Genomic DNA, 22,747 nt, shown 5'->3' on the forward strand with positions numbered 1-22,747 from the left:
TACCACAGCACTGTGCCAGCCGACTCAGCCGACACCGACGCCGACACCGACGAGCTCCGCGAACTCACCGACCGACTGCTCGTCCGCGACGCCGACGAGCACGCGGACGCGGTCGCAGAACTCGCCGAGCGCGGCGACGAGCGGGTGGTTCCGCACCTGCTGGAGGTGCTCGTCATCGACAGCATCGCGAACGACTGGGAGCGGTTCGGCTTCCCCGAGGTGCTCCGGTCGCACTCGCCGCCGCGCTACCTCGAACTCCCCGAGGTCCGGTGGCCGGGCGCGCGCGACGCGCTCGACGAACTGACGGACGCCGGCTTCGACTCCGACCACGCCTGGGTCGAGTGGGAGTCGTGGTACTCCCAGCAGGACGTCGAGCCGCTGGCGGGGTTCGACGAGTGGAAACTGCGGCTCTACCGCTCGTACCTGCCGCCGGTCGGCGGGCTGCTGGAGGCGGAGCCGCGTGACGTCGACCTGCAGGACGTCCGGTGGGGGAACTGCGACCGGTCGTACCTCGCCGCGCTCAACGCCCCGGATTTCGTCCCCGGCGACGCCGTCGACGCCGACGCAGACGGCAACGCCGGCGGGAGCGACGCGGACGGCGACTACGAGCGCTACCTGGAAGACGACGACACCGTGTTCGGCTTCGAACTGGACGGCGTCGCGTACGCGGTGCCGCGGTGGGTGCTGTTCCCGCACGAGCTGCTGAACGCCGAACTCGGCGGCGTCCCGGTGAGCCTGACGTACTGCACGCTGTGTAACGCCCCGATTCTGTACGACCGGCGCGTCGACGGCGACACGCTCACCTTCGGCAGCTCCGGGATGCTCGCCGCCGGCAACAAGGTGATGTACGACGAGGAGACCGAGACGCTGTGGGACCAGCACGCCGGCGTCCCCATCGCCGGGGAGTACCTCGCGAGCCACCCGGACCTGGTGCTCGACGTGCTGTCGGTGACCCAGACCGAGTGGGGCGAGTGGAAAGCCGAGTACCCGGAGACGCTCGCGCTCGACATCGACACCGGCTACGACTTCGACTACAGCCACTACGACGGCGACCTCGGCATCTTCCGGCACTACTGGGAGAACGAGGACGTCGTCCAGCCCGGCGTCCGGCAGGCCGACGGCGCGCTCCCGGAGAAGACGCAGGTGTACGGCGTCGTCTCCGACGACGGCAGCGAGGCGTGGGTCGTCCCGGTGGACGACCTCGGCGACGACGACGTCGTCGTCGGCGACGCGGCCGGCCGCCGGGTCGTCGCGCTGCTCGATTCGACCGGCGACGTCGCGGTGTACGAGGCGCCGCCGACGCCGGTCGAACGGTCCGCCGACGGCGTCACCGACGCGGACGGAACGGCGTGGACGGCGACGCGGGACGCGCTCCGCGCGCCGGACGGGTCGACGCGGGAGCGAATCGTCGGCCGGCACGGCCTCTGGTTCGCGTTCCGGTCGCACTACGACGAGGCGCACGTGCTCGGCCCGGCAGCGCGTTGAGGTAGGCTTATACCACGTTGTGGCTTACCCCATGATAGACAATGGCATTACTCGAAGTCGACGGTATCGACGTGTCGTACGGTGCGGTGCAGGTCATCTGGGACGTCAGCCTCAACGTCGAGGAGGGGGAGACCGTCGCGCTGCTCGGCGCGAACGGCGCCGGGAAGACGACGGTGCTCAAAACCATCTGCGGGCCGCTGACGCCCGCGGCCGGCGACATCCGGTTCAGGGGCGAGTCCATCGGTGACCTCCCGCAGGACGAAGTCGTCCCGAAGGGCGTCGCGCACATCCCGGAGGGCCGCGAAATCTTCCAAGACAGCACGGTCCGCGAGAACCTCACGCTAGGCGCGTACGCGCACCGCGACGGCATGGAGGAGCGCCGACAGGAGGTGTACGACCTGTTCCCGCGGCTCGAAGAGCGCGCGAAACAGCGCGCCGGCACCCTCTCGGGCGGCGAACAGCAGATGCTCGCCATCGGCCGCGGCCTCATGAGCGACCCCGAACTCATCCTGCTCGACGAGGCGAGCCTCGGCCTCGCGCCGGTCCTCGTCGACGACGTGTTCGACGCCATCGAGCAGATCAACGACGAGGGCCGAACCGTCCTCATCGTGGAACAGGACGTCCACAACGCCCTCCGGGTCGCCGACCGCGGCTACGTCCTCGAATCCGGCGAAGTGTCGCTGTCCGGGTCCGCCGAGGAGCTCTCCGAAGACGAGCGCGTCGCCGCCTCCTACCTCGGCGGCTGAGCAGGCGACGCAACGCGGCGGCCGGTCGCCGGAGCCGGATTTTCAGCGCGACTGGACGGAACGGGGAGCGTCGAGTCCGGGGCCTGAAAGTCGGTGAGCGCAGCGAAAAATAGGCCGGCGGAGCGGCCCGGTCAGGAGCCGTCCGCGTCTGCGTCCGCATCCGCGTCCGCGTCGGTCTCTGCGTCCGCGTCGTCGCCGCTGAGGAGGTGCTCGTGGACGTAGCCGTACAGGCCGTCCGGCAGGAAGACGATGAAGAGGATGATGAGAATCCCCTCGACCGTCGTCGCGAACTCGCCGGCGATGGCGCGCAGCCCCGTGTCGAGCCCGAGGAACAGCGCGGCGCCGAATATCGGGCCGAGCAGCGTCCCCATGCCGCCGAGGATGACGACGACGAGCGTGTCGATCATCCAGACGACGTCGAGCGTCGACTCGGGGTTGATGTACAGCGTGTACTGCGCGTACAGCGCGCCGGTCAGCCCCGCCATGAACGACGAGGCGACGAACGCGTACATCTTGTACTTCAGCGGGTTCACGCCGAGCGAACTCGCGGCGTCCGCGTCGCCGTGGACGGCACGCATCCCGAGCCCGTACCGGCTGTTGACGATGCGGTAGCAGGCGACCACCATGCCGATTGTGACGACGAGCGCGATGAGGTACATCGCGGTGTCGCCGAGGCTCCCCTTGATGTAGTAGCCGGTGGAGCCGCCGGAGAACTGGCGCTGGTCGAGCAGCAGCAGTTGGATGACGGCCGCCAGCGCGAGCGTCCCGATGGCGAAGTAGTGGCCGGTGAGCCGGAACATGATCGGGCCGGTGACCAGCGCGAGCAGCGCCGCGGCGATGGCGCCGCCGACCAGCGCGAGCAGCACCGGCGACTGGATGGCCGCCGGGAGGCCGGCGCGGGTCGGCGTCGTCAGCCACGCCGAGACGAACGCGCCGATGCCGAAGAAGGCGGCGTGGCCGAGCGACACCTGGCCGGCGTAGCCGGCGAGCAGGTTCCACGACACGCCGAGCATCACGAACACCAGGCCGGTGAACATGACCTCGGTGACGTACGCGGTCGTGCTGAACGGCACCGCGGCGAGCAGCAGCACGCCGACGACGCCGACCGTGAGCCGCCGCGGGTTGTCGCGCAGCGTCCCGAACCGGTCGCCGAGGTCGTCCGCGCCGCTCATTCACCGCCACCTCCGTTGGAGCCGAAGAGGCCCTGCGGCCGCACGATGAGCACGACCAGGAAGATGGTGATGCTGATGATGTCGCGGAAGCCGCCGCCGAGGTACAGCGAGCCGAGGTTCTCGGAGACGCCGAGGATGAGCCCGCCGATGAGCGTCCCGGCGACGCTGCCGACGCCGCCGAGGACGACGACAGCGAACGCCTTCAGCAGGTACGACCAGCCGACGAACGGCGTGATCGGGAACAGCATCGACAGCAGCGCGCCGGCGGCGCCGGCGAGCGCCGTCCCGATGCCGAGCGTGATGACGTAGACGCGTTCGGTGTCGATACCCATGTAGCGGGCGGCATCGCGGTTCTGCGCGGTCGCGCGGATGGCGCGGCCCGTGGACGTGTACTGCAGGAACGCCCAGGTGCTGAGGATGAGCACGACCGCGATGACGAACGTCACGGTCCGCGGGAACGACAGCAGAATCGGGCCGACGTTGATGCTCTGACCCGGAATCCCGATTTCGGCGGAGCGGGCGTCGCTTCCGAGGATGACGCGGCCGAGGCTCTGCAGGATGAGCGCCAGCCCGAACAGGACGATGATGGGCTGCTCCATGCCCTCGTCGACGACGTGTTGGAGCAGGAACTTCTGGAGCAGCATCCCGAAGCCGAACAGCAGCGCCATCGCGACGAACATCCCGATGATCGGGGAGATGCCGGCGGCCGCGAACAGCAGAATCGCGACGTAGGCGCCGACCATCAGCATGTGGCCGTGTGCTAGATTCACGATGTCCATGATCCCGAACACGAGCGAGAGGCCGAGGGCCGCGACGGCGTAGATGCCGCCGAGCAGCAGCCCGTTGACCAGTATCTGCAGGACGAGTTCAGTCGACGGCATTGGTGTGGATGGAGAGGAACATGATTATAAATGCGGGCGGCGGCGGCGGTACTTACCGCTCGCTCCAGGGCGTCATCGGGTACTTGAAGTCGATGGCGGCTTCGCCGTCGACGTCCGGGTAGACGGTGTGCTGACCGCCCTCCCACCACTGGCCGGTCGGCGCCGTCAGTTCGCCTTCGGCCGGGAGCCCGTTGTCCTGGAAGCTGAAGTTGCCGATGACCGTCCCGAAGTCGGTGTCACGGAGCGCCGACTGCAGGTCGCCCGGCGACAGCGACCCGGCGGCCTGCACGGACTGTAGCGCGACCTGCGCGACGTTGTAGGCGCCGCCGACCGCGACGGGGATGACCTGCCCGTCTTCGAGGCCGTACTCGCTCTCGTAGGCGCTCTTCATCTCGCTGTTGCCGTTGCCGGTCATGCCCGGCACCCAGCCGGGGCACATGCAGGCGTACGCGCCCTTCTGGCCGAGCGCGGACCACCACGCGGACGGGTCGGCGGCACGCACGAACTTCAGGACCTCGGGCGTGTAGTCGTTCGACTGCATCTGGTTCACGGCGGTGATGCCGCCCGGCGGCGTCGGCACCGACAGCAGAATCTGGACGTCCTGGCTCTTCGACTGCGAGATGAGCGACGAGAAGTCCTCCGAGCCGAGGCTGAACTTCTCGCGCATCACGATGTCGTAGCCCGCCTCGCTGAGCGTCGACTCCCAGTAGTCGGACTGCTCGGTCCCCCACCCCGAGTTCGGCTCCCAGATGCCGACGCGGCTCGGCCGCTCGCTCTCCGGGATGAGCCCGAGCAGCCCCTGCGTCGACCGCGCGACGTCGCGCGACTTCGGGAACGGCGCGTACGTCCACTCGTACCCCTCCGTCCGGTGGGGCGCCTCGTAGGCGAAGAAGGCGCCGAGGAACGGCAGCCCCTGGTTCTCCGCGAACGCGCTACCGGCGGTGACCAGCAGGCTGGAGAACGACCCCCACAGCATGTCGACTTCGTTGTTGCTGGTGATCTGCTGGAGGCTCTGACGGACCTGCGCGGGGTCGCTCTCGTCGTCCTGCAGGATGATTTCGACCTCGCGGTCGAGCACTTCGTTCATCTTTGCGACGCCGAGGCGGTAGCCGCGCTCGACGTCCTTCCCGAGCGAGGAGAACGCCCCGGTCAGCGGGACCGTGCCGCCGATGGTGAGCGTCTGTGAGCCGCCGGAGCCGCCGAGCAGCGTACAGCCCGCGAGCCCGGACATCCCGACTGCGCCGGCCGTGCCGGCCGTCTTGAGGTACTGTCGCCGCGACTGGGAGTTGCTGTTGTCCTCCATGCTATGTCTCCTCAAGACGGTCACCCATGTAAAATCATTCGGTTCCCTCAGTCCTGATACATCCCTGACTGGTGGGGTGAGGCGCCGGAAATACCGGGGACTGCGAAAATGTCGGGGACTGTGAACAGCGAAGCGGAGAGCGTGAAGCGAAAAATCCGTGCGCGAACCGTCCCTGCCGGAGTCGACGAGACGGGCGGTTACGACGACGGCTCGGCTTCGGCGTAGAAGTTGAACGCCTCGAACACCGGGCGGTCGGTCATGCCGAGCAGGATGGCCTCGTCGGTGTCCGGTTCGTGGTGGTGGATTTCGTCGCGCGGCACCACGAAGATGTCCCACTGCCCCCACTCGAACGCCTCGTCGCCGACGTGCGTGACGCCCTCGCCCTCGATGACGAAGTATATCTCGACGGCGTTGTGGAAGTGCGGATCGGTCGCCTCCTGGAGCAGCTGCGCCCGGTAGGACATCGTCGGGAACAGCGGCTCCTCGCCGGTCGCCGGGTTCACGTACGCGAGACTGTAGCCGTCGTTCGGGTCAGGCTCGTCGTTCTCGGCGCGCTGCCGGAGCGTCTCCAGCATGTCGTCCCAGCCGAAGCGGTACGGCGGCGTCGCGTCGCGGTTCCCGGAGAACGGCCCCGGGATGTCGTCGCCTTTGTCCTCGTTCGCGGGGCGGGCGCGGCCGTACTGGGAGTCCCAGTAGCCCTGCGTCTTCGTCACCGGCTGCCGTTCGAGTTCGTGGTTCTCGAACGCCTGCTGAGTGTTCAGCGAGTCGAGGAACAGCGGCAGGTCGAGGACGTCGAGCCACGTCGCGGTCTCGTCGGAGTCGTTGACGTGGTCGTGCCACTCCCACTGCGGCGTCGTGATGAGGTCGTTGTCCTCCATCGGGAACTCCTCGCCGGCCACCACCGTCTTCATGTCCTCGTTGCCGTCGATGGTGAACCGCATCGCGTTCGCGGAGTGCCGGTGTGACGGCGCGGTCTCGCCGGGCGAGACGGTCTGGACGCCGACGTAGATGGTGTTCGAAATCGCGTTGTTGTACCCGCCCGTGTTGAGCGGCACCGCGACGCGGCGCTGGAACCCCGGCGGCAGGTCGGCGATGGGGACGTCGGCCTCGACGCCGTCGATGGCCGCCTGGACGTCGTCCCACTTCCAGATGTCCGCTTCGAGGTCGTCGGACTCGTTCCCCATGTCGTCTTCGACCTCCCAGAGCGGCCGGAGGTTGTTCTCCTCGAGGATCTCCCGGGTGTCCGAACTCAGCTCTAGGAGTTCCTCTGGCTCAGGCTCTTGCTGGCTCATAGTCACCAGTTGGCACAGATTGATGATAAACCTATTGGACGTGTTCACGGCGCGGGAACGCCCGACTCCGACGGATTCCGCGGCGAAACCGGGCGGCCGGGCGCGGCGCCGACGCGCGGCCTACGTTTGCGCCTCGAAAACGTCGCTCGACCGGAACACCGACCGGCAGTCCTCACACACCATCTGCCCCTGAATCGCGTACTCCCACAGCTTTCCGCCGCAGTCCGTGCAGTCGAAGTGCGCTCTGACGAACGGGTTCTCCTCGGTGTACGGGTTCTCGAACTCGGCCATGTCAGGACATGACGATGGCAGAGGCAAAAGGATATCGTCACCGTCAGAGACGCCGACCGACGCTGAGGCCAGTTCAGCAGTCGGCCCGAAAATCGGGGAGTGGAGAAGCGGGCCGAGTCAGTCGTCGCCGTTCGCGTCGTCCGCGGCGTCGTCCGCGGCGTCGTCCGCGGCGTCCCCGTCCGCGGCGTACGGTTCCATGGCGGCGCGGAGGTCGTCCGGGAGTTCGATGGAGCCGCCGCCGCCGTGTTCGGCGCAGACGCGCTGTTCGTATCCGGAGAACGCCTCCTCGCCCTCGTGGGTGGCGACGTAGTCGAACCGGACGCTCCGGGAGCCGAGTTCCGGCGTCAACTGGACGACGACGTCGTCGCCGGCCTCCACGGGCTTCGAGAAGGACATGTTCATCTCGACGAGCGGGAGGCCGTAGCCGTGCTCTTGAGAGATCTCCCAGAACGGGAAGCCGATCTCCTGCATGAACATGTCGGAGGTCTCGTGGAGCGCGTCGATGATGCGCGGGTAGTGCGCGATGCCGAACGGGTCCGTATCGGAGAAGCGGACCGTCCAGACGCGCTCGAACGGTTCGCTCATTCCGCCACCTCCTCGAGCACGACGAGCCCGTCCAGCGCCACGGCGCCGTCGCCGGTCGCCAGCACCGGGTTCACGTCGACCTCCGCGATCTCCTCGTGGGCGACGACCAGGTCGCCGACGGACGCGACGACGTCCGCGAGCGCGTCGACGTCGGCCGGGTCGCGGCCGCGGTAGCCGGCGAGCAGTTTCGCCGCCGTCAGCTCCTCGATTGCCTCGCGGGCCTCCGCCCGGCTCACCGGGGCGAGGCGGTGGCTGGTGTCCTCGTACACCTCGGTGAAGACGCCGCCGAGCCCCGTCAGCACGACCGGGCCGAACGACGGGTCGCGGAGGCCGCCGACGATGACCTCGGTGCCGGCGTCGACGTCGCGCGCCTCCTCGACGAGCACCTCGGCGTCGATGCCTTCCTCGTCGGCCGCCTCGAAGATGCGTTCGGCGGCCGCCGTCACGGCGTCGGCGGAGTCGAGGCCGAGCGCGACGCCGGCGCCGTCCGCCCACTCGCTCTTGTGGGTGACCGCCGGCGACGACACCTTCACGACCACCGGGAAGCCGAGGTCGGCCGCGGCGTCCGCGGCGGCGGCCGGGTCGGCGGCGACCGCGAACTCGGTCGTCGGCACGCCGGCGTCCGCGAGCAGCCGCTTCGCCTCCGCCTCCGTCAGCGTCGTCCGGCCGTCGGCGCGGGCGGCGTCGATGGGCGAGCCGGCCTCAGACATCGGCGCTCACCTCCTCGGCCGCGGCGGCGTCTCCGAGTTCCGCGTACCGCGCGAGCAACGCGGCCGCGTCGGCGGCGCGCTCGGGAGACGTGAACAGCGGGACGTCGGCGTCGCGGAGCGCCGCGACGTCGTCCGCCATGCTGGCTTCGGGGCCTTCGGTGGCGAACAGGACCGGCTTGTCCACCCGCTCTGCGAGCCCCGCGACGCTGTCGACCGGGAAGCCGAGCGCCTCCTCGAACAGTTCGTAGACGAGCACGACGTCGACGGCGTCGTCCTCCGCGACCGCCTCGACGACCTCGCCGAACTCCGGCATCGGCCGGCCGGTGTCGACGGGGTTGCCGGAGTACGTGATGCCGGGCAGAATCTCGCCGACGCGCTCTTGGGTGTCCTCGCCGAGCGACGGCAGGGTCGCGCCGGCGCGCTGGAGCCGGTCGGCGATGATGATGCCGGGGCCGGCCTGCGCGGTGACGACGCCGACGTTGGCGCCGTCGGGCGACGGCGAGTTCGCGAGCGCCATCCCGGCGTCGAGCAGCGCGTCCGTCGAGTCGACCGTCGGGACGCCGTACTGCGCGAAGCCGGCGGTGTACAGTTCGTGGTCGCCGGTGAGCGCCCCGGTGTGGGACTCGGCGAACTCGCCGACGTCGGACTGCCCGACCTTGTACGCCGAAATCGGGGTGTCGGCCTCGCGGCACGCCTCCAGGAGCGCGCGGCCCTTGTCAGTGCCTTCGACGTGCAGCACGATCGCGTCGGTCGCGGGGTCGCCGTCGAAGTGCCGGATGGCCTCGACGAAGCCGACGTTCGCGCGGTTGCCGAGGCCGACCATCGCCGAGATGCCGCGGCCCTCCCGGAGCGCGTGGAACGAGAGCTGGTGGGAGACGCCGCCGCTCTGTGCGAGGATGGCGACGTTGCCGGGCTGGAACCGTTCGACGCCGCCGGCGAAGGAAGCGAGCAGGTTCGTGCGCGGCACGACGAAGCCGCTGGTGTTCGGGCCGAGCAGCGCGATGTCGTGTTCGTTCGCGGCGTCGACGACGCGCCGCTGGAGCTGTTCGCCGTCCTCGCCGGCCTCCGCGAAGCCGCCGGCGTAGATGACGGCGCCGCCGACGTCGGCCTCGCCGCACTCGTCGAGGACGTCCGGGACGACCGGGCCGGGGACGCACAGCAGCGCGAGGTCGACGGTGTCGTCGACGTCGGCGACCGACTCGACGAACTCCCTGTCGAAGACGGTCCCCGACGCCGAGGGGTTGACCGGGTAGACGCGTCCGTCGAACTCCACCGCGTTGGCCATCGCCTCGTAGCCGATTTTGCCTTCGGTCTTGGAGGCGCCGATGACCGCGATAGTCTCCGGGCTAAACAGGCGTGAGAGGTTCACACTCGCAGTTGAGCCAACGTCACCAAATCGTTTTCCCAACGGTTGTCCATCGCAGAGGAGTAGGTTTAAGCGAGCCGCTCGGTAACGAGTGTCAACATGCCACTGCTGGAAGGAGACCACCTCACGAAGCGGTTCGGCGGCGTCGTCGCAGTCGACGACGTCTCCTTCTCCATCGAGAAGGGGGAAGCGGTCGGCCTCATCGGCCCGAACGGCGCCGGGAAGTCGACGCTGTTCAGGCTCATCACCGGCGTGCACGAACCGACCGAGGGGACGGTCACCCTCGACGGCGAGGACGTCACCGGGATGAAGCCGCACGAGATCTGTCACCGCGGCCTCGTGAAGACCCACCAGATCGTTCGGCCGCTGGAGAACCTGACGCTGCTCGAAAACGCGATGGTCGGCGCCGAGTTCGGCGGCCGCGACCCGGACGACCCCGAGGAGCGCGCCCACGAGGCGCTGGAGTTCGTCGGGCTCGACCACGTGGCGCACGACGAACCGGACGAACTCAGCGTCGGCGCGCTGAAGCGGCTCGAAATCGCGCGGGTGCTGGCGACCGACCCCGAGGTGCTGCTGCTCGACGAGGTCGCCGGCGGCCTCGACACCGAGGAGACCGAGGAGATGATCGACCTCATCCGCGACATCCGCGACCGCGGGAAGACCGTCTTCCTCATCGACCACGTGATGCGCGCGCTGATGTCGGTCAGCGAGCGCGTGTTCGTCCTCGACAAGGGCGAACTCGTCGCGACCGGGACGCCCGAGGAGATTCAGAACGACCAGCGCGTCATCGAGGCGTACCTCGGCGAGAGCGCGAGCCGCGACCACGGCACCCCCGCCGCCGGCGACTGACCGCGGCCCGACGCGCCGCTTTTCGCGGTTCCCGTCCGACCACCGCCTGTTTTCACATCCGAAACGACGCCCGCCGGCTACGGCGCCATCCGTGTCGATTGCGGCGCTATCCGCGTCGACGCCGGCGGACAGCGACGAGACGGCAGACCCGACGGCGACGACGCTCCGGTTTCAAATAGAAAACATTCTCGGGTCACTTCCGCGGGAGCACTCCGAGGCACCTTCCGTCGGACTCTCTCGGCCGCGCGTCGCGACGGGCCGAGCAGCGTCCCCTACTCCGGCTTCCCGACGAAGTTCACGAACCGGTCGAGTTTCTCGCTCGCGTTCGACGTCACCGACGAGCCGTGGTACACGAGGCCGACGTCGAAGTCGTACTCGAGCAGTCGGCCGAGGCTCTCGTCGGCGCGGTCGAGGTCGGCGGAGTAGAACGCCGTCGGGAGGACGAAGTAGCCCTCCGGGAGTCCGCGTGCGTCCGCGCCGAACACGGCGTCCCCGAGGACGGCGACGCCGGCGTCCTCATCGACGAGCGAGTGGTGGCTCTCGGTGTGGCCGGGGGTGTGGACCGCGGTGAACCGCCCGATTTCGTCGCCGTCGCCGTAGCGGTGGGTCGGCTCGAAGTCGCCGACGTCGGTCCCCTCCGGCGCCCACGTTTCGAGGTCGAACCGGTCGGCGAGCGCCGCGAGCCCGCCGACGTGGTCGCCGTCGCCGTGCGTCACGACGAGCCGCTCCGGGTCGACGCCGAGTTCGGCCAGGTCGTCGGCGACGACGTCGACGGTGTCTTCGAACGCCGCGTCGACGAGCGTCGGCGTCTCGCCGTCGAACAGGAACACGCGGTACCGGCCGCCGTTCAGTTCCGTCGCCGTGAGGTCGTAGACGCCGTCGGTGACTTCCGAAATCATGCGTCCGGATGCTGGTCGGCGGAGCGCTAAAGCGTTTCCCGGGGCCTGTCGTGGTGCTCCGGTCGCCCCTTCCGCAACACAAATGAGACGGGGATTCGTGGAGCCACGTGACTCGAACATGACACGCCTCCCTGGTCTCTCTCGCCGGACGCCGCTGGACGTCGACCCGGCGTGGCTCTCCGTGCCGGTCGGCGCCGCCGCCGCGGCCGCCGTGGTCGCGTTCGCGCCGCTATCCACGGACGCCGCGACGATGCTCGCGATCACGCTGTTCTGCGTGAGCCTCTGGGTCGGGACGCCGGTGCCGCCGTGGTTCACGGGGCTCGTCGGCCTCGGCCTCATCGGCGTCGCGTTCTCGACGGACCTGGCGCTCGTCGGGTTCCACTCGGCGGCGACGTGGCTGGTCGTCCTCGGCATCCTGCTCGGGGAGGCCACGCGCCGCAGCGGCCTCGCCGACCTGCTCGAACGCCGGGTGCTCCGCGCGATGCCCGCGGCGGGACAGTCGGACGCGCGGGTCGCCTACCGGTACCTGCTCGGCGCGATGTCGGCCGCCGGCCTCGGCCTCGTCGTCCTCGTGCCGTCGTCGCTCGTCCGGGTTCTCATCCTCGGGCCGCTGCTCGTCTCCATCGGCGAGGTGTTCGACGACCGCGGCCCGCGCATCGGCCTGTTCCTCGGGCCGCTGTTCGTCACGTACTACGCCGGGACGGGCGTGCTCACCGGGTCGCTCGCGAACATCATCATCACCGGCATCGTCGAGTCGACCGCCGGCGTCTCCATCGGCTGGGTGGAGTGGGCCATGTGGCTCGGCCCGGTGATGGGCGTCGGCCGCGCCGTCGCCATCACGGCCGTCGCCTACCTCATGTACCGGCCGTCCGGCGCCGACGGCATCGCCGACGCGGACGCGGCCGCCGCGGTGGACGCGGAGACGCTCGAAGGCGCCTGGCGGATGCTGCTGTTCCTCCTCATCGGCGTCGCGGTCTGGGCGACCGACTGGCTCCACGGCCTCCACCCGCTGTACGGCGCGCTGCTCGTCGCGCTGCTCGCGTTCGCGCCGCGCGTCGGCGTCGTCGGCGTGGACGTCATCGAGGAGACCGACTTCTCCATCGTGTTCTTCCTCGGCGCCGTCTTCGCCATCGCCGAAGGGCTCCAGCGCACCGACTTCACGGACCTCGCCGCCAACGCCATCCTCTCGAACCTCCCGAGCGACGCCTCGCTGCCGCTCGTCCTGCTGTTCGTCGTCGTCGCCGCGCTCGCGCTCACCTTCGTGATGGAGGGGCTCGCCGTCGCGAGCGTTCTCACCCCGATACTCATCTCGTTCGCCGCTTCCGCCGGCGTCCCGATTCTCCCGGTCGCGCTCACGGAGGCGGTGGCGCTCAACACGTACTTCTTCCCGTACCAGTCCGCCGTCCTCGTCGCCATCCTCGGACTCGACGTCGTGGACACCCGAGAACTCGTCCGGATGGCCGCCATCTGCTCTGCGGTGACCCTGCTACTCCTGCTGCCGATTCAACTCGGCCTGTTCACGCTCGCGTTCTGACTTGTCCATTCTTTCGACCGCTTCGACTCACCCATTCCCGTCTACTTCGACTCGCTCGGAGCCGTGCTCTCTGACTCGCCGCTCGCCGAGCGAGTCGCTGACCGAAACAGGTTGTGAATCTGAAAACGCCGGGTCGCTGCGGCGGCTTACTCGAAGTGCTCGGCGATGACCTGTTCGCGCTTCACCGTCCCGGTGTCGGTCCGCGGCAGCGGCTCGGAGCGGAGCGCGTACTCGCGGGGGCGCTTGAACTTCGCGAGCGAGTCGTGGGTGACGCAGTGCTCGTCGAGGTCGTCGTCGTCGACGGAGCCGTCGGTGACGACGATGGCGGTGACTTTCTTCCCCCAGTGGCCGTCTTCGAGGCCGAAGACGAGCGCCTCGCTGACGGCGGGGTGGTCTTCGAGCGCCTCCTCGACCTCGGCGGGGTAGATGTTCTCGCCGCCGCTCGTGAACATGTTGTCGACGCGGTCGACGATGTAGAGGTAGCCGTCCTCGTCGACGCGGGCGACGTCGCGGGTGCGGAGCCACTCGCCGAAGTAGCTCTTCTGCTGGGCGTCGTCGTTGTCGATGTAGCCGTCGGACTTCCCGGGGCCGCGCGCGATGATTTCGCCCTGTTCGCCGGGGTCGACCGTCGCGTCGGGGTCGGGGTGCTCCGTGACCGGCGCCGCCTCGACGACGCGAATCTCCCACGAGAACGCCTCCTTCCCGATGGTCCCCGGGTGTTCCTCCTGCGCGGACGGGTGTGCGAACGTCAGGTCCGGGCCGGCCTCGGTCATGCCGTAGGTGTTGTACAGCTGCTCGGAGAGCAGTTCCTGGGTGCGCTCGACGAGGTCCTCGGTGACGATTGCGCCGCCGGTCCGGATGTACGACAGCGAACTCGTGTCGTAGCCGGCGTCGGCCTGCACGTCGTTGAGCGCGTTGAGCTGCGTCGGCACCGCGAGCAGCCCGGTCGCGTCGTGTTCCTCGACGAGTTCGAGCACCTCGGCGGGGTCGAAACTGGAGTGCAGCACGACCGACGCGCCCGCGAGGAAGTGCGGGTAGAGCCACGCGTCGGAGGTGACCATGTGGTACCACGGCGTCGTGACGACGGCGGTGTCGGTGACGTCGATGCCGTGCTCCATGACGCCCTGGATGGCGCCGAGCCACATCTGCTCGCCGTCGAACTCGACGGCTTTCGGCCGGCTCGTCGTGCCGCTCGTGTAGAAGACGCTGCAGTGGCCGTCGCGCGGAAGCGCCTCCGGGAGCGTCGTCGAGGCCGCCGCGAGCACGTCGTCGTACGACTCGACGCCGTCGGCGTCGACGTCGCGGTCGCCGGCGTGAATCACGACGTCGAACTCGCCGCGGTCGAGCATCGCGAGGGCGGTGTCGGCGTTCGCGTCGTCGAAGACGAGCGCCTCGGCGTCCGCGGTGTCGGCCATCTCGACGAGTTCGGCCGCCTCGCCGCGGAACGACAGCTGCACGGTCGCGGTGCCGCGCTTGTGCCCCGCGATCATCGACTCGACGGCGGTCGGGCTGTTGAGCGCGAGCACGGCGCAGCGGCCGTCGCCGACTCGCTCCTCGAGCGCGGCCGCCAGCCGGGTGCTCCGCTCGTCGAACTCCCGGTAGGTGAACTCCCGGCCGTCGTCGGTGAGAATCGCCGTGTCCGCCCCGTGACAGCGCACTGTCCGCTCGAACGCCTCTAAGTACTTCATAGGTGAATGCGGTGTGTGAGGAAACCCCATTTACAATCTTAACAGTTCCGATACCCCGAGTTCGCCGCCGCTGATTTCGCCGCCCCGGTTCGGCGTGACCGAACCCGACCGGCCGCGAATCGGGCGCGGAGCGAGCCGCGTGGTCCGTGACCGGCGCACCTTTTTGAGCGGCCGGCCGAATCGGTCGGTATGCCCCGGCGAAGCGGCGATGCGCAGGGCGCGCAGGCCCGCGGCGCGGCCGGCGTCGCGCGAGCGCTGGCCGCGCAGGTGAAGCCGACGTTCATGCTGCCGGCCGTCGCCACGTCCGTCTTCGGGGCGCTGCTCGCGCCCGACGCCGACCCCGTGACCGCGGCGCTGCACGCCGCCGGCGTCGGGGCGGCGCTGTACGTCGCGCACGTCGTCGACGAGTACGTCGACACGCACCGGCGCGGCGAGGAACCGCCGACGCTCCCCCGACGCGTCCTCGCGTCGACCGCAGCCGCCGGGACCGTGCTCGTCGTCGCCGCCGCCGCGGCGCTGTGGGTCCGCGCAGACCCGGTCGCAACGGCCAGTCTCGCGGCGCTGTGGGCGCTCGCGGTGCTGCACGCACCGGTGCTCGACCGGAACACGGTCGCCGTCACGGTCGACTACCCGGTCGGTATCGCCGCCGCGCTCGTCGGCGGGTTCGCGGCCCAGACCGGGGCCGTCTCCGCCGCGGTGCTCGCGGTGGCGGCGGTGTTCGCCGTGCTGCTGTCGGGAGAGAAGGTCGCCATCGACCGGCTCGACGCCGCGTTCGACCGCACCGTCGACAAGCGGACCGTTCCGGTGGTGGTCGGCGACCGCCGGGCCGCCCAGGTCGCCGCTGGCGTGCTCGCGCTGTCCGGCGGCCTCGTCGCCGGATTCGCCGCGGTCGGCGTGTTGCCGCGGGTCGCGGCCGGAACGGCCGTGTTCCCGCTCGCCGCGGCCGCCGTGACCGTCGTCGCGTCACCGCGGCGGGCCGTGCAGGCGGCGATGGCGCTGACGTACCCGTTCGCCGCGGCGCTGTTCGTCGTCGTCTGCGCGGCCACGCAGTGTCACGTCGCGCCGCTGGTCGAGGCGGTCCTCGCAGGCGTCGGCTGAGAGTTACCGGTAGGCGAGGTTCAGTTCGATGTCGTTGGTGGAGGCGCGGAGTTTGTCCGCGAGTTCGGTTTCACAGCGCTCCTCGCTGACCCGGTGGGCGGGGCCGGCGATGGCGAGCGCGCCCTTGACCTCCTCTTCGAACAGCAGCGGGACGGCGACCGCGTGGATGCCTTCGAGGTCCTCGCCGAGGTTGAGCGCGTACCCCTGCTCGCGGACCGCGGCGAGCTCCTCGGCGAGTTCGTCCGGGTCGGTGATGGTGTTCGGCGTCCGGGCGGGGAGGCCGTGGCGGTCGACGACCGATTCGACCGCCGAGTCCGGGAGGTGTGCGAGGATGGCTTTCCCGCCGGAGTTGCAGTGCATGTACGCCCACGAGCCGATGAGCGCGTTCGTGTTCACCTCCGTCTCCCCGGCGCCGCCGTAGAGGTACATGACGCGGCCGTTCTCGTGGGTGAGCAGCCACGCCATCTCGCCGGTCGACTCGACGAGGTCGTCGACGATGGGCGCGGCCGCCTCGTAGACGTCGTGGCGGGTGCGGACGGACTGGCCGTACGCGAAGAACTCGAGGCCGAGCCGGTAGGTGGTTCCGTCCTTCACGACGAAGCCGTGGTCGCGCATCGTCGAGAGGTGGTCGTGGACCGTGCTCTTGGCGAGCCCGGTGTGGTTCGCCAGTTCCGTGACGCCCGCCCCGCCGGACTCTCGGAGGTGTTCGGCGATGGCGAAAAGCCGCTCGTCGGACTTCACGCCGCCACCTCCTCCGTGTTTCCCGCCGTTCGCTGTCATGGTGGACAGAAGCGGCCGAGCGTACTAAACTCTTCAGACCGCGGCTGTCACCCCGGCGAAGCACGTTTGACATGTGAAAACAGTTCGTGAGAGAGGAAGCGACTAGTTCGGCAGTACCGAACGATTTCCCTGGTTGCCGAAGTCCATCACGAATATTCAACGAAACGGTGGAAAGAGCGGACGTTCCACCAGAATCCGTCCTGAACAATCATCGCTGTTCCGCACCGCCGAACACGGGCTCCACAGCCGGCGGAGAACATTACAAAAATAGGATTGTAACCCTATTTTGATAGACCGTCGAATCACTCCGCCGGCCGTCGACGTCGAACCGCGAATACGACTCGGCTCGTCGGCAGTCGGACGGCCACGACCCGAAGCCGGCTGGCCCTCGTGAGGCGGGGGTGGCCTGAACCGGTCACACACCGTCGAACAGGCTCCCGGTACACGTCGAGCCGGTGCTGTCGGTGGTCGATCGGACGGGAACAGAGACAGAGGAGCGCAACCACCACCGAGACCGGCGCCATCTCGCGTCTTCTCAGGGTTGTTCGGCGTGGAGGAACACAGATGTGAATTGGTCGTTCGACGGAAATCTAACGACCGATGCGAATACACGGCCACCCGGTGGATGCGAGACTGGGAGGGCACTAGTATCAAACTCCAGTATATCAAATTCTTCTGATTAGATATTTCGCTACGTACGCTTATGATATATTTCTCCTCTAAAAAACAGAATTTATCATAAATTCCCCGTTGTCTCTGGAATATAGTGAAAAGTTAGAAGATAGTATCCAAATTCTCTTCATATAGTTAGACAGTAAAATGGCAGTAAAGTAGGTATTACCTGAAATAGTCGGTCTCAAATTGTTTCTATCGTCCGGTGCGTCGACGGGCACTCGCCGTGTGGACCGCACCGGAGACCGCGTCTCGTGTCGCCCGCCGCTTCCCGGACGCTTATGCTGCGAGCGGCGGACGCGGGGCGTATGGCGACGAGACTCCCCGAATCCGAGTTCGACGCGCGGCTCGCCGAGGTCCGCGGCCGGCTCGCCGACAGCGGCGCCGACGCGGCGACGTTCTTCGGTGCGACCAGCATCGAGTACCTCACCGGGTTCCACCACATCCAGACCGAGCGCCCGGTGGTGCTCGCGGTCACGGACGACCGGCTGGAGATCACGGTGCCGCGGCTCGAAGTGGAGCGCGTCGAGCCGAATCCGCGCATCGACGCCGTCCACCACTACTTCGACTACCCCGGCGGCGCGCCGCTGGAGACGGCCGTCGAGATGCTCCGCGGCCTCGACGTCGACGCCGTCGCGACGGACGCCGACGGCGCGCCCGGCGTCATGGGCTACGAGGGGCCGCAGCTGTCGGAGTTCGTCGACGTCGAGACGCAGTCGTGGGTCGACCGGATGCGGTGGGAGAAGACCGACGCGGAGGTCGACCTGATTCGCGAGTCGGCGAAGTGGGCGAACCTCGGCCACCGCAAACTCGCGGAGTTCACGGAGGTCGGCGCGCACCCGGCGACGGTGAGTCAGCGCGCGTCGACGGAGGCGTCGCGGTCGATGCTGGACACGCTCGGCGACCGGTACGCGGTGCGGACCCGCGGCGGCGGCCCGGTGCACGCCGGCTACATCTCCGGCGCGGAGACGGCGCTGCCGCACGGCCACACGCCGAACGAGCGACTCTCGGAGGGCGACGTGCTCGTCACCGGCGCGTCGGCGAACGTCGACGGCTACCACTCCGAACTGGAGCGGACCATGTTCGTCGGCGACTACACCGACGACCAGGCGCACTACTTCGAACTGATGCTGGAGGCGCAGGACATCGCCATCGACGCGCTCGGCCCCGGCGTCCCCATCAGCCACGTCGACCAGCGGGTGTGGGACTACTTCGAAGAGCAGGGCGTCGCCGCCCTCGCACAGCACCACGTCGGCCACAACATCGGGCTCGGCGGCCACGAACCGCCGTACATCGACCGCGGCTGGGCGGACTACGACTACGTCGACGACGCCGACGCGGAGATGGCGCCCGGGCAGGTGTACACCATCGAACCCGGCATCTACACCGAGGACGCCGGCTACCGCCACTCAGACACCATCGCCATCACGGAGTCCGGCGTCGAGTGGCTGACGTACTTCCCGCGCGACCTCGAATCGAACGTCGTCGGGTAGCGACGCCGCGTCGAGAACGCGCGACCCCGGCCAGTTTCCGCCGTCGCCGGCGGCGGAACCGCCGAATCCGTCGGCGGAGCGCCCGCCGAACGCGGCGGTTTTCAGACCCCACAGCTCCGAGCCGCGTTTTTCCGTCTCACGCTACAATTCCGGCGTGGCTCGATGACTCGGACTGACTCGGAGGACGCCTCGCGGCTCCGCGGCGTCGCGTCGACGCTCGCCACCGGCGCGGTCGAGGTCGCGGTCGCCGCCGTCCTGCTCGGCTGGGTCGCGTCGTGGCTGCTCGTCGCGTACATCAACGTCCAGTACGGCGACTACGTCGCGGCGTCCGTGTCGCTGGCGACGATGGCGGTCCCGGCGGTCGCCTACCAGTACTACCGGCTGTCGGCGTACCTGCCGCTGCCGACGCCGTCGAAGCCGGAGCCGTCGCTCGACGTGCCGACGCCGTCGCTCGGCTGACGCGGCCGGCGACGACGCCGACCCACAAATTCCGCCGACGCACCGACTCCGCCGACGCACCGACTCCGCGGACGACGCCGACGCGCCGGTCGCTCGCCACCTTCTTCGGGACGCGCCGCCGACACGGAGCCGTGTCTGTGTCGTTCGCGCTGTTCGGGACGCTCGTCGACGCCGAGTTGCCGGCGGACCCGGCGGCGGCCGTCGGCCGTGAACTCCGCGAGCGCGGCGTCGCGGTGCCGGACGACTGGGCGGCGGCGTACCGCGAACGCCACGTCGACGCGCCGGCCGGCGCGGCCGTCCCGGAGCCGGCGCACGTGAGTCGCGCGCTCGCCTCCCGCGGCGTCGACGCGCCCGGGAACGCCGCGCGGCGCGCCGTCGTGTCCGCCTACGACCCCGCCGTGGCGACACGGGACGGCGCCGTGGACGCCGTCGCGGCCGCGCGGCGCCGCGGCCCGGTGGCGCTGCTGACGAACTGCGCGGTGCCGGAGCTGACCGGCCGCGTGTTCGCCCGGTCGGCGCTCTCGCGCGACGACTTCGACGCCGTCGTCACGAGCGCCGCCTGCGGCTGGCGGAAGCCGCATCGGCGGGCGTTCGAGACGGCCGCCGACCGACTCGGCGTCGACGCCGCGTCGCTGACGCACGTCGGCAGCGACCCGGACACCGACGGCGGCGTCCGGCGGGTCGACGGCGAGTTCGTCGACGTCGCGGAGACGCCGCTGCCGGAACTCGCCGCGGCGTGGAGCGAGGAGCGCCGGACGCCGTGATTCGAGGTCGTCGCCGACGCGGTCGGCCGGCCCGCGAAAGCCGGGGCGGCTACGCGCCGGTGACGAAGAACAGCAGCACGGAGATGGCGAGCAGCGCGAGCGTCACGGCGATTGCGAGCGCGCCGCCCATCGAGACGGCGGCGTTGGCGTGGCTGGCGAGCGTCTCGGTGCGGTCGTTTCCGAACACGGTCACCTCGGCGTGTTCGGTCGCCATGCCGGCCTCGACCGGTTCGACGTCGGCGCGCGCGTCGGCGACGAGGTCCGTGACGACGGCTTCGAGTTCGTCGCAGTCGAGGGCGGCGCCGACCTGGTTCTCCGCCTCGACGGTGTTGACGACGTGCGTGTCGGTCGTGAGTACTTCGGCGTCGTCGACGCCGTCGCTCACGACCGCGTCGACGAGTCTGTCGCGCAGCCCCGGGTCCATGTTGTTGCCGTCGACGAGCACGTAGGCGGTGGTGTCGTCGCGCACCTCGGTGACCATGACGCGGATGCCGAGCGGGCCGACGCCGTCGGCGGGCCGCCAGTCGGTGCGCTCCCACGCGGTCCCGACGGAGAGGTCGCCGCGGGGGGCGGCGGCGAGTCGCTCGCCGGCGTCGCGGGCGGCCTGCAGCATGTCGAACGACCGCTTCGAGCCGGGGGTGACGTGGCCGAGGTCGGGGCCTTCGAGGCCGTTGTTGGAGTTGTGCGCGTCCGCGAGCAGCACGTCGTCGACGCCGGTGGTGCGCGCCTCCGCGGCCGCCGACAGGCCGACCGCGTACTCGACGTCGTCGGCGAACGCGGGCGCGAACGTCGAGACGAGCAGCGCGTCGTCGCCGAACAGCTGCCCGAGAATCGACGCCTCGCCGGACTCGCCGCGGACGCTCTCGGACGCCTCGGTCGCGTAGTCGATGCGGTCGAACGCGCGGTGGGCGGCGTCGATGACGACGTCCACCTCCCGCTCCGTGACGAGGTTGAAGTCGTGGCCTGCGGTGGCGTGCGGCGGGAATCCGAGCCCGTCGGCCTGCTCTGCGACGCGGACCGGGAGGTTCCCGCCGCCGATTTCGCCCATCGGGCCCGGGTGAATCATCGGCAGCACCCACCGCGCCTTCTCCTCGCCGTCCGGGGTGCGGAACGCCAGCACCGTCACCGGGACGATGGCCTCCTCGCCGAGCTGCTCGAAGAAGTCCTCCAGTTCGCGGGAGCCCTCGGCGATGTGGCCGATGAAGCCGCGGAGGAAGTCAAGGACGGAGACGCCGAGCGAGTTCCGCCACGGCCGGTCGACGACGTAGAGGAACGTCCAGACGGCGCCGGCGTACAGCGCGCAGGTCAGCGCGAGCAGCACGAAGTGGTCCGGGCTGATGGCCGACAGCTCCGGTGGCGCCTCGCCGGGCCGCGACAGGTACGGCAACAGCAGCGCGCGCACCAGCGGGCCGCCGACCTCGATGAACCGCAGCGTCCCGCTGTAGACGAACAGCAGCACGGCCGCGACCACGGTCTGGATGCTCGCCGGCGCCGCGGCGACGAGCAGCGACGACCGCGACACCGCCATGATGACGAGGAGCCGCAGCGCGAACACCGACGACAGCGCGACGACGAGCACGTCGAAGACGAACCGCTGGTTCAGCGCCGTCGACAGGTGAGCGAGCACCGCCGCGACGACGAGGAACGCGACGATGAGGACCTCGCCGGCCAGCGCGAGCAGCGACGAGCGGTTCCGGCTGAGTTTCCCGCCGACGAACCGGTCGACCCACGCGGTGCCGAACGCCGCGACCACGGTCGGAATCCCGATGAAGAAGACGCCCTCCCACGCGTCCCGCCCGATGAACAGGACGCCGCGCCACACCTGCTCGACCGCCGGGCTCTCGAAGGCGCCGACACCGGCGACCGCCGCCAGAAGCAGCGCGAACGCGACGCTCGTGTACCACGACGGCGCGCGGAAGATGAACCGCGAGAGGCCGGCGAGGTTGCTCTGCGTCGCGGTCATAGTCGTTGCCGAGAGTGAGGCGGCCGGTGAATAAAAAGGGCGGTACTTCAGCGCGGCGCGAACTTCAGCGCGGCGCGACCAACCCCCGACTGTGGCCGCGACCGCGTCGCCGGCGGACTAGCGGCAGATGTCGACGAAGTTCTCGAACAGCTCCTGGCCGCGTTCGGTGTGGGAGACCTCGGGGTGCCACTGGACGCCGTAGAGGTCGCGGTCGGTGTCGCTCATCGCCTCGACGCCGCAGACGTCGCTCTCGGCGGTGACGGCGAAGCCGTCGGGCACCGCGACGACCTCGTCGGCGTGGCTGGCCCACGTCCGGGTTTCGGGAGCGAGCGACCCGACGAGCGGGTCGTCCGGGTCGGTGATGCGGACGTCGACGTCGGCGTAGCCGCCGTAGTCGCCGCTCTCGACGGCGCCGCCGAGTTCGGTGGCGATGAACTGGTGGCCGAGACAGATGCCGAGGACGGGGACGTCGAGGCGGACGTAGTCGGCGCAGCGGCCGACGCGGTCGATGTCGGGGCCGCCCGAGAGGACGAGGCCGTCCGCGTCGATGTCGCCGGGCGGCGTCTCGTTGTCGACGACGTCGGTGTCGACGCCGGCGTCGCGGAGCGCCCGGCCTTCGAGGTGCGTGAACTGGCCGTGGTTGTCGATGACCACGATGCGCGGCTCGCTCATACGCCGTGTTGCGCGGACGTGGTGAAAAACGGTCCGTTTTTCGAC

21 protein-coding genes are annotated in these 22,747 nt (G+C 69.6%); 8 read left to right on the plus strand and 13 right to left on the minus strand.

The features are described 5' to 3' along the window. Nucleotides 1–12 precede the first annotated feature (12 nt). Nucleotides 13–1,485, plus strand: a complete 1,473-nt coding sequence (locus ACQUS7_RS13920) for a DUF3179 domain-containing (seleno)protein (RefSeq protein ID WP_435147799.1) — start codon at nucleotides 13–15, stop codon at nucleotides 1,483–1,485. 41 nt (nucleotides 1,486–1,526) lie between these two features. After that, nucleotides 1,527–2,231, plus strand: a complete 705-nt coding sequence (locus ACQUS7_RS13925; protein ID WP_435147801.1) for an ABC transporter ATP-binding protein — start codon at nucleotides 1,527–1,529, stop codon at nucleotides 2,229–2,231. Nucleotides 2,232–2,362: 131 nt separating this feature from the next. Here ACQUS7_RS13925 and ACQUS7_RS13930 read toward each other — a convergent pair whose 3' ends face one another. The 8 genes from ACQUS7_RS13930 to ACQUS7_RS13965 all read right to left on the minus strand — a co-directional run bounded on the left by ACQUS7_RS13930 (nucleotide 2,363) and on the right by ACQUS7_RS13965 (nucleotide 9,834). Beyond that, a complete protein-coding gene (locus tag ACQUS7_RS13930) occupies nucleotides 2,363–3,403 on the minus strand; it encodes a branched-chain amino acid ABC transporter permease (RefSeq protein ID WP_435147803.1) in 1,041 nt (346 codons plus the stop codon). Then, nucleotides 3,400–4,284, minus strand: a complete 885-nt coding sequence (locus ACQUS7_RS13935; protein ID WP_435147805.1) for a branched-chain amino acid ABC transporter permease — start codon at nucleotides 4,282–4,284, stop codon at nucleotides 3,400–3,402. The genes ACQUS7_RS13930 and ACQUS7_RS13935 overlap by 4 nt, the downstream gene beginning before the upstream one ends. A gap of 52 nt (nucleotides 4,285–4,336) precedes the next feature. Then, nucleotides 4,337–5,587: an ABC transporter substrate-binding protein gene (locus ACQUS7_RS13940; protein ID WP_435127038.1), complete on the minus strand. Its 1,251-nt coding sequence runs from the start codon at nucleotides 5,585–5,587 to the stop codon at nucleotides 4,337–4,339. 197 nt (nucleotides 5,588–5,784) lie between these two features. Further along, nucleotides 5,785–6,879, minus strand: a complete 1,095-nt coding sequence (locus tag ACQUS7_RS13945; protein ID WP_435127036.1) for a cupin domain-containing protein — start codon at nucleotides 6,877–6,879, stop codon at nucleotides 5,785–5,787. Between the two features lie 120 nt (nucleotides 6,880–6,999). Beyond that, a complete protein-coding gene (locus tag ACQUS7_RS13950) occupies nucleotides 7,000–7,170 on the minus strand; it encodes a hypothetical protein (protein WP_435127034.1) in 171 nt (56 codons plus the stop codon). A gap of 117 nt (nucleotides 7,171–7,287) precedes the next feature. After that, nucleotides 7,288–7,755: an acyl-CoA thioesterase gene (locus ACQUS7_RS13955; RefSeq protein WP_435147808.1), complete on the minus strand. Its 468-nt coding sequence runs from the start codon at nucleotides 7,753–7,755 to the stop codon at nucleotides 7,288–7,290. Next, nucleotides 7,752–8,465: an acetate--CoA ligase family protein gene (locus ACQUS7_RS13960; RefSeq protein ID WP_435147810.1), complete on the minus strand. Its 714-nt coding sequence runs from the start codon at nucleotides 8,463–8,465 to the stop codon at nucleotides 7,752–7,754. Before ACQUS7_RS13960 ends, ACQUS7_RS13955 begins: the two co-directional genes overlap by 4 nt. Beyond that, nucleotides 8,458–9,834 carry a CoA-binding protein gene (locus ACQUS7_RS13965; protein ID WP_435127028.1) on the minus strand — a complete coding sequence of 459 codons (1,377 nt, stop codon included), beginning with the start codon at nucleotides 9,832–9,834 and terminating at the stop codon, nucleotides 8,458–8,460. The genes ACQUS7_RS13960 and ACQUS7_RS13965 overlap by 8 nt, the downstream gene beginning before the upstream one ends. 96 nt (nucleotides 9,835–9,930) lie before the next feature. Here ACQUS7_RS13965 and ACQUS7_RS13970 point away from each other — a divergent pair, with 96 nt between their 5' ends. After that, nucleotides 9,931–10,680, plus strand: a complete 750-nt coding sequence (locus ACQUS7_RS13970; protein WP_435127026.1) for an ABC transporter ATP-binding protein — start codon at nucleotides 9,931–9,933, stop codon at nucleotides 10,678–10,680. A 272-nt stretch (nucleotides 10,681–10,952) separates the two neighbouring features. Here the strand turns inward: ACQUS7_RS13970 and ACQUS7_RS13975 are convergent, their stop codons facing one another. After that, entirely contained in the window at nucleotides 10,953–11,579 is a 627-nt protein-coding gene (locus tag ACQUS7_RS13975; RefSeq protein WP_435147813.1) for an MBL fold metallo-hydrolase, read from the minus strand. A 118-nt stretch (nucleotides 11,580–11,697) separates the two neighbouring features. Here ACQUS7_RS13975 and ACQUS7_RS13980 point away from each other — a divergent pair, with 118 nt between their 5' ends. Further along, complete coding sequence (locus ACQUS7_RS13980) at nucleotides 11,698–13,113, plus strand: SLC13 family permease (protein WP_435147815.1); 1,416 nt, start codon at nucleotides 11,698–11,700, stop codon at nucleotides 13,111–13,113. 146 nt (nucleotides 13,114–13,259) lie between these two features. Here ACQUS7_RS13980 and ACQUS7_RS13985 read toward each other — a convergent pair whose 3' ends face one another. Then, a complete protein-coding gene (locus ACQUS7_RS13985) occupies nucleotides 13,260–14,801 on the minus strand; it encodes a class I adenylate-forming enzyme family protein (protein WP_435147817.1) in 1,542 nt (513 codons plus the stop codon). 189 nt (nucleotides 14,802–14,990) lie between these two features. Here ACQUS7_RS13985 and ACQUS7_RS13990 point away from each other — a divergent pair, with 189 nt between their 5' ends. Then, on the plus strand, nucleotides 14,991–15,899 hold the full coding sequence (locus ACQUS7_RS13990; RefSeq protein ID WP_435147819.1) for a UbiA family prenyltransferase: 909 nt from the start codon (nucleotides 14,991–14,993) through the stop codon (nucleotides 15,897–15,899). 3 nt (nucleotides 15,900–15,902) lie between these two features. Here ACQUS7_RS13990 and ACQUS7_RS13995 read toward each other — a convergent pair whose 3' ends face one another. After that, nucleotides 15,903–16,679: an IclR family transcriptional regulator gene (locus ACQUS7_RS13995; protein WP_435147821.1), complete on the minus strand. Its 777-nt coding sequence runs from the start codon at nucleotides 16,677–16,679 to the stop codon at nucleotides 15,903–15,905. 980 nt (nucleotides 16,680–17,659) lie between these two features. On the opposite strand from ACQUS7_RS13995, the gene ACQUS7_RS14000 reads away from it, so the two are divergent. The 3 genes from ACQUS7_RS14000 to ACQUS7_RS14010 all read left to right on the plus strand — a co-directional run bounded on the left by ACQUS7_RS14000 (nucleotide 17,660) and on the right by ACQUS7_RS14010 (nucleotide 20,067). After that, nucleotides 17,660–18,844 (plus strand): M24 family metallopeptidase, encoded by a 1,185-nt coding sequence (locus tag ACQUS7_RS14000; protein ID WP_435147823.1) that lies wholly within the window; start codon nucleotides 17,660–17,662, stop codon nucleotides 18,842–18,844. Between the two features lie 162 nt (nucleotides 18,845–19,006). After that, nucleotides 19,007–19,303 (plus strand): hypothetical protein, encoded by a 297-nt coding sequence (locus tag ACQUS7_RS14005; protein ID WP_435127013.1) that lies wholly within the window; start codon nucleotides 19,007–19,009, stop codon nucleotides 19,301–19,303. 131 nt (nucleotides 19,304–19,434) lie between these two features. Further along, complete coding sequence (locus ACQUS7_RS14010; protein ID WP_435147826.1) at nucleotides 19,435–20,067, plus strand: HAD family hydrolase; 633 nt, start codon at nucleotides 19,435–19,437, stop codon at nucleotides 20,065–20,067. A gap of 49 nt (nucleotides 20,068–20,116) precedes the next feature. On the opposite strand, the gene ACQUS7_RS14015 is transcribed toward ACQUS7_RS14010, so the two are convergent. After that, nucleotides 20,117–22,030: a DUF2070 family protein gene (locus ACQUS7_RS14015; RefSeq protein WP_435127009.1), complete on the minus strand. Its 1,914-nt coding sequence runs from the start codon at nucleotides 22,028–22,030 to the stop codon at nucleotides 20,117–20,119. A 117-nt stretch (nucleotides 22,031–22,147) separates the two neighbouring features. Then, nucleotides 22,148–22,702 carry a GMP synthase subunit A gene (locus tag ACQUS7_RS14020; protein WP_435127007.1) on the minus strand — a complete coding sequence of 185 codons (555 nt, stop codon included), beginning with the start codon at nucleotides 22,700–22,702 and terminating at the stop codon, nucleotides 22,148–22,150. Between the last annotated feature and the right edge of the window lie 45 nt (nucleotides 22,703–22,747).

It is taken from the genome of Halobaculum sp. P14, from assembly GCF_051195155.1.
Classification (GTDB): Archaea; Halobacteriota; Halobacteria; order Halobacteriales; family Haloferacaceae; genus JBNTKA01.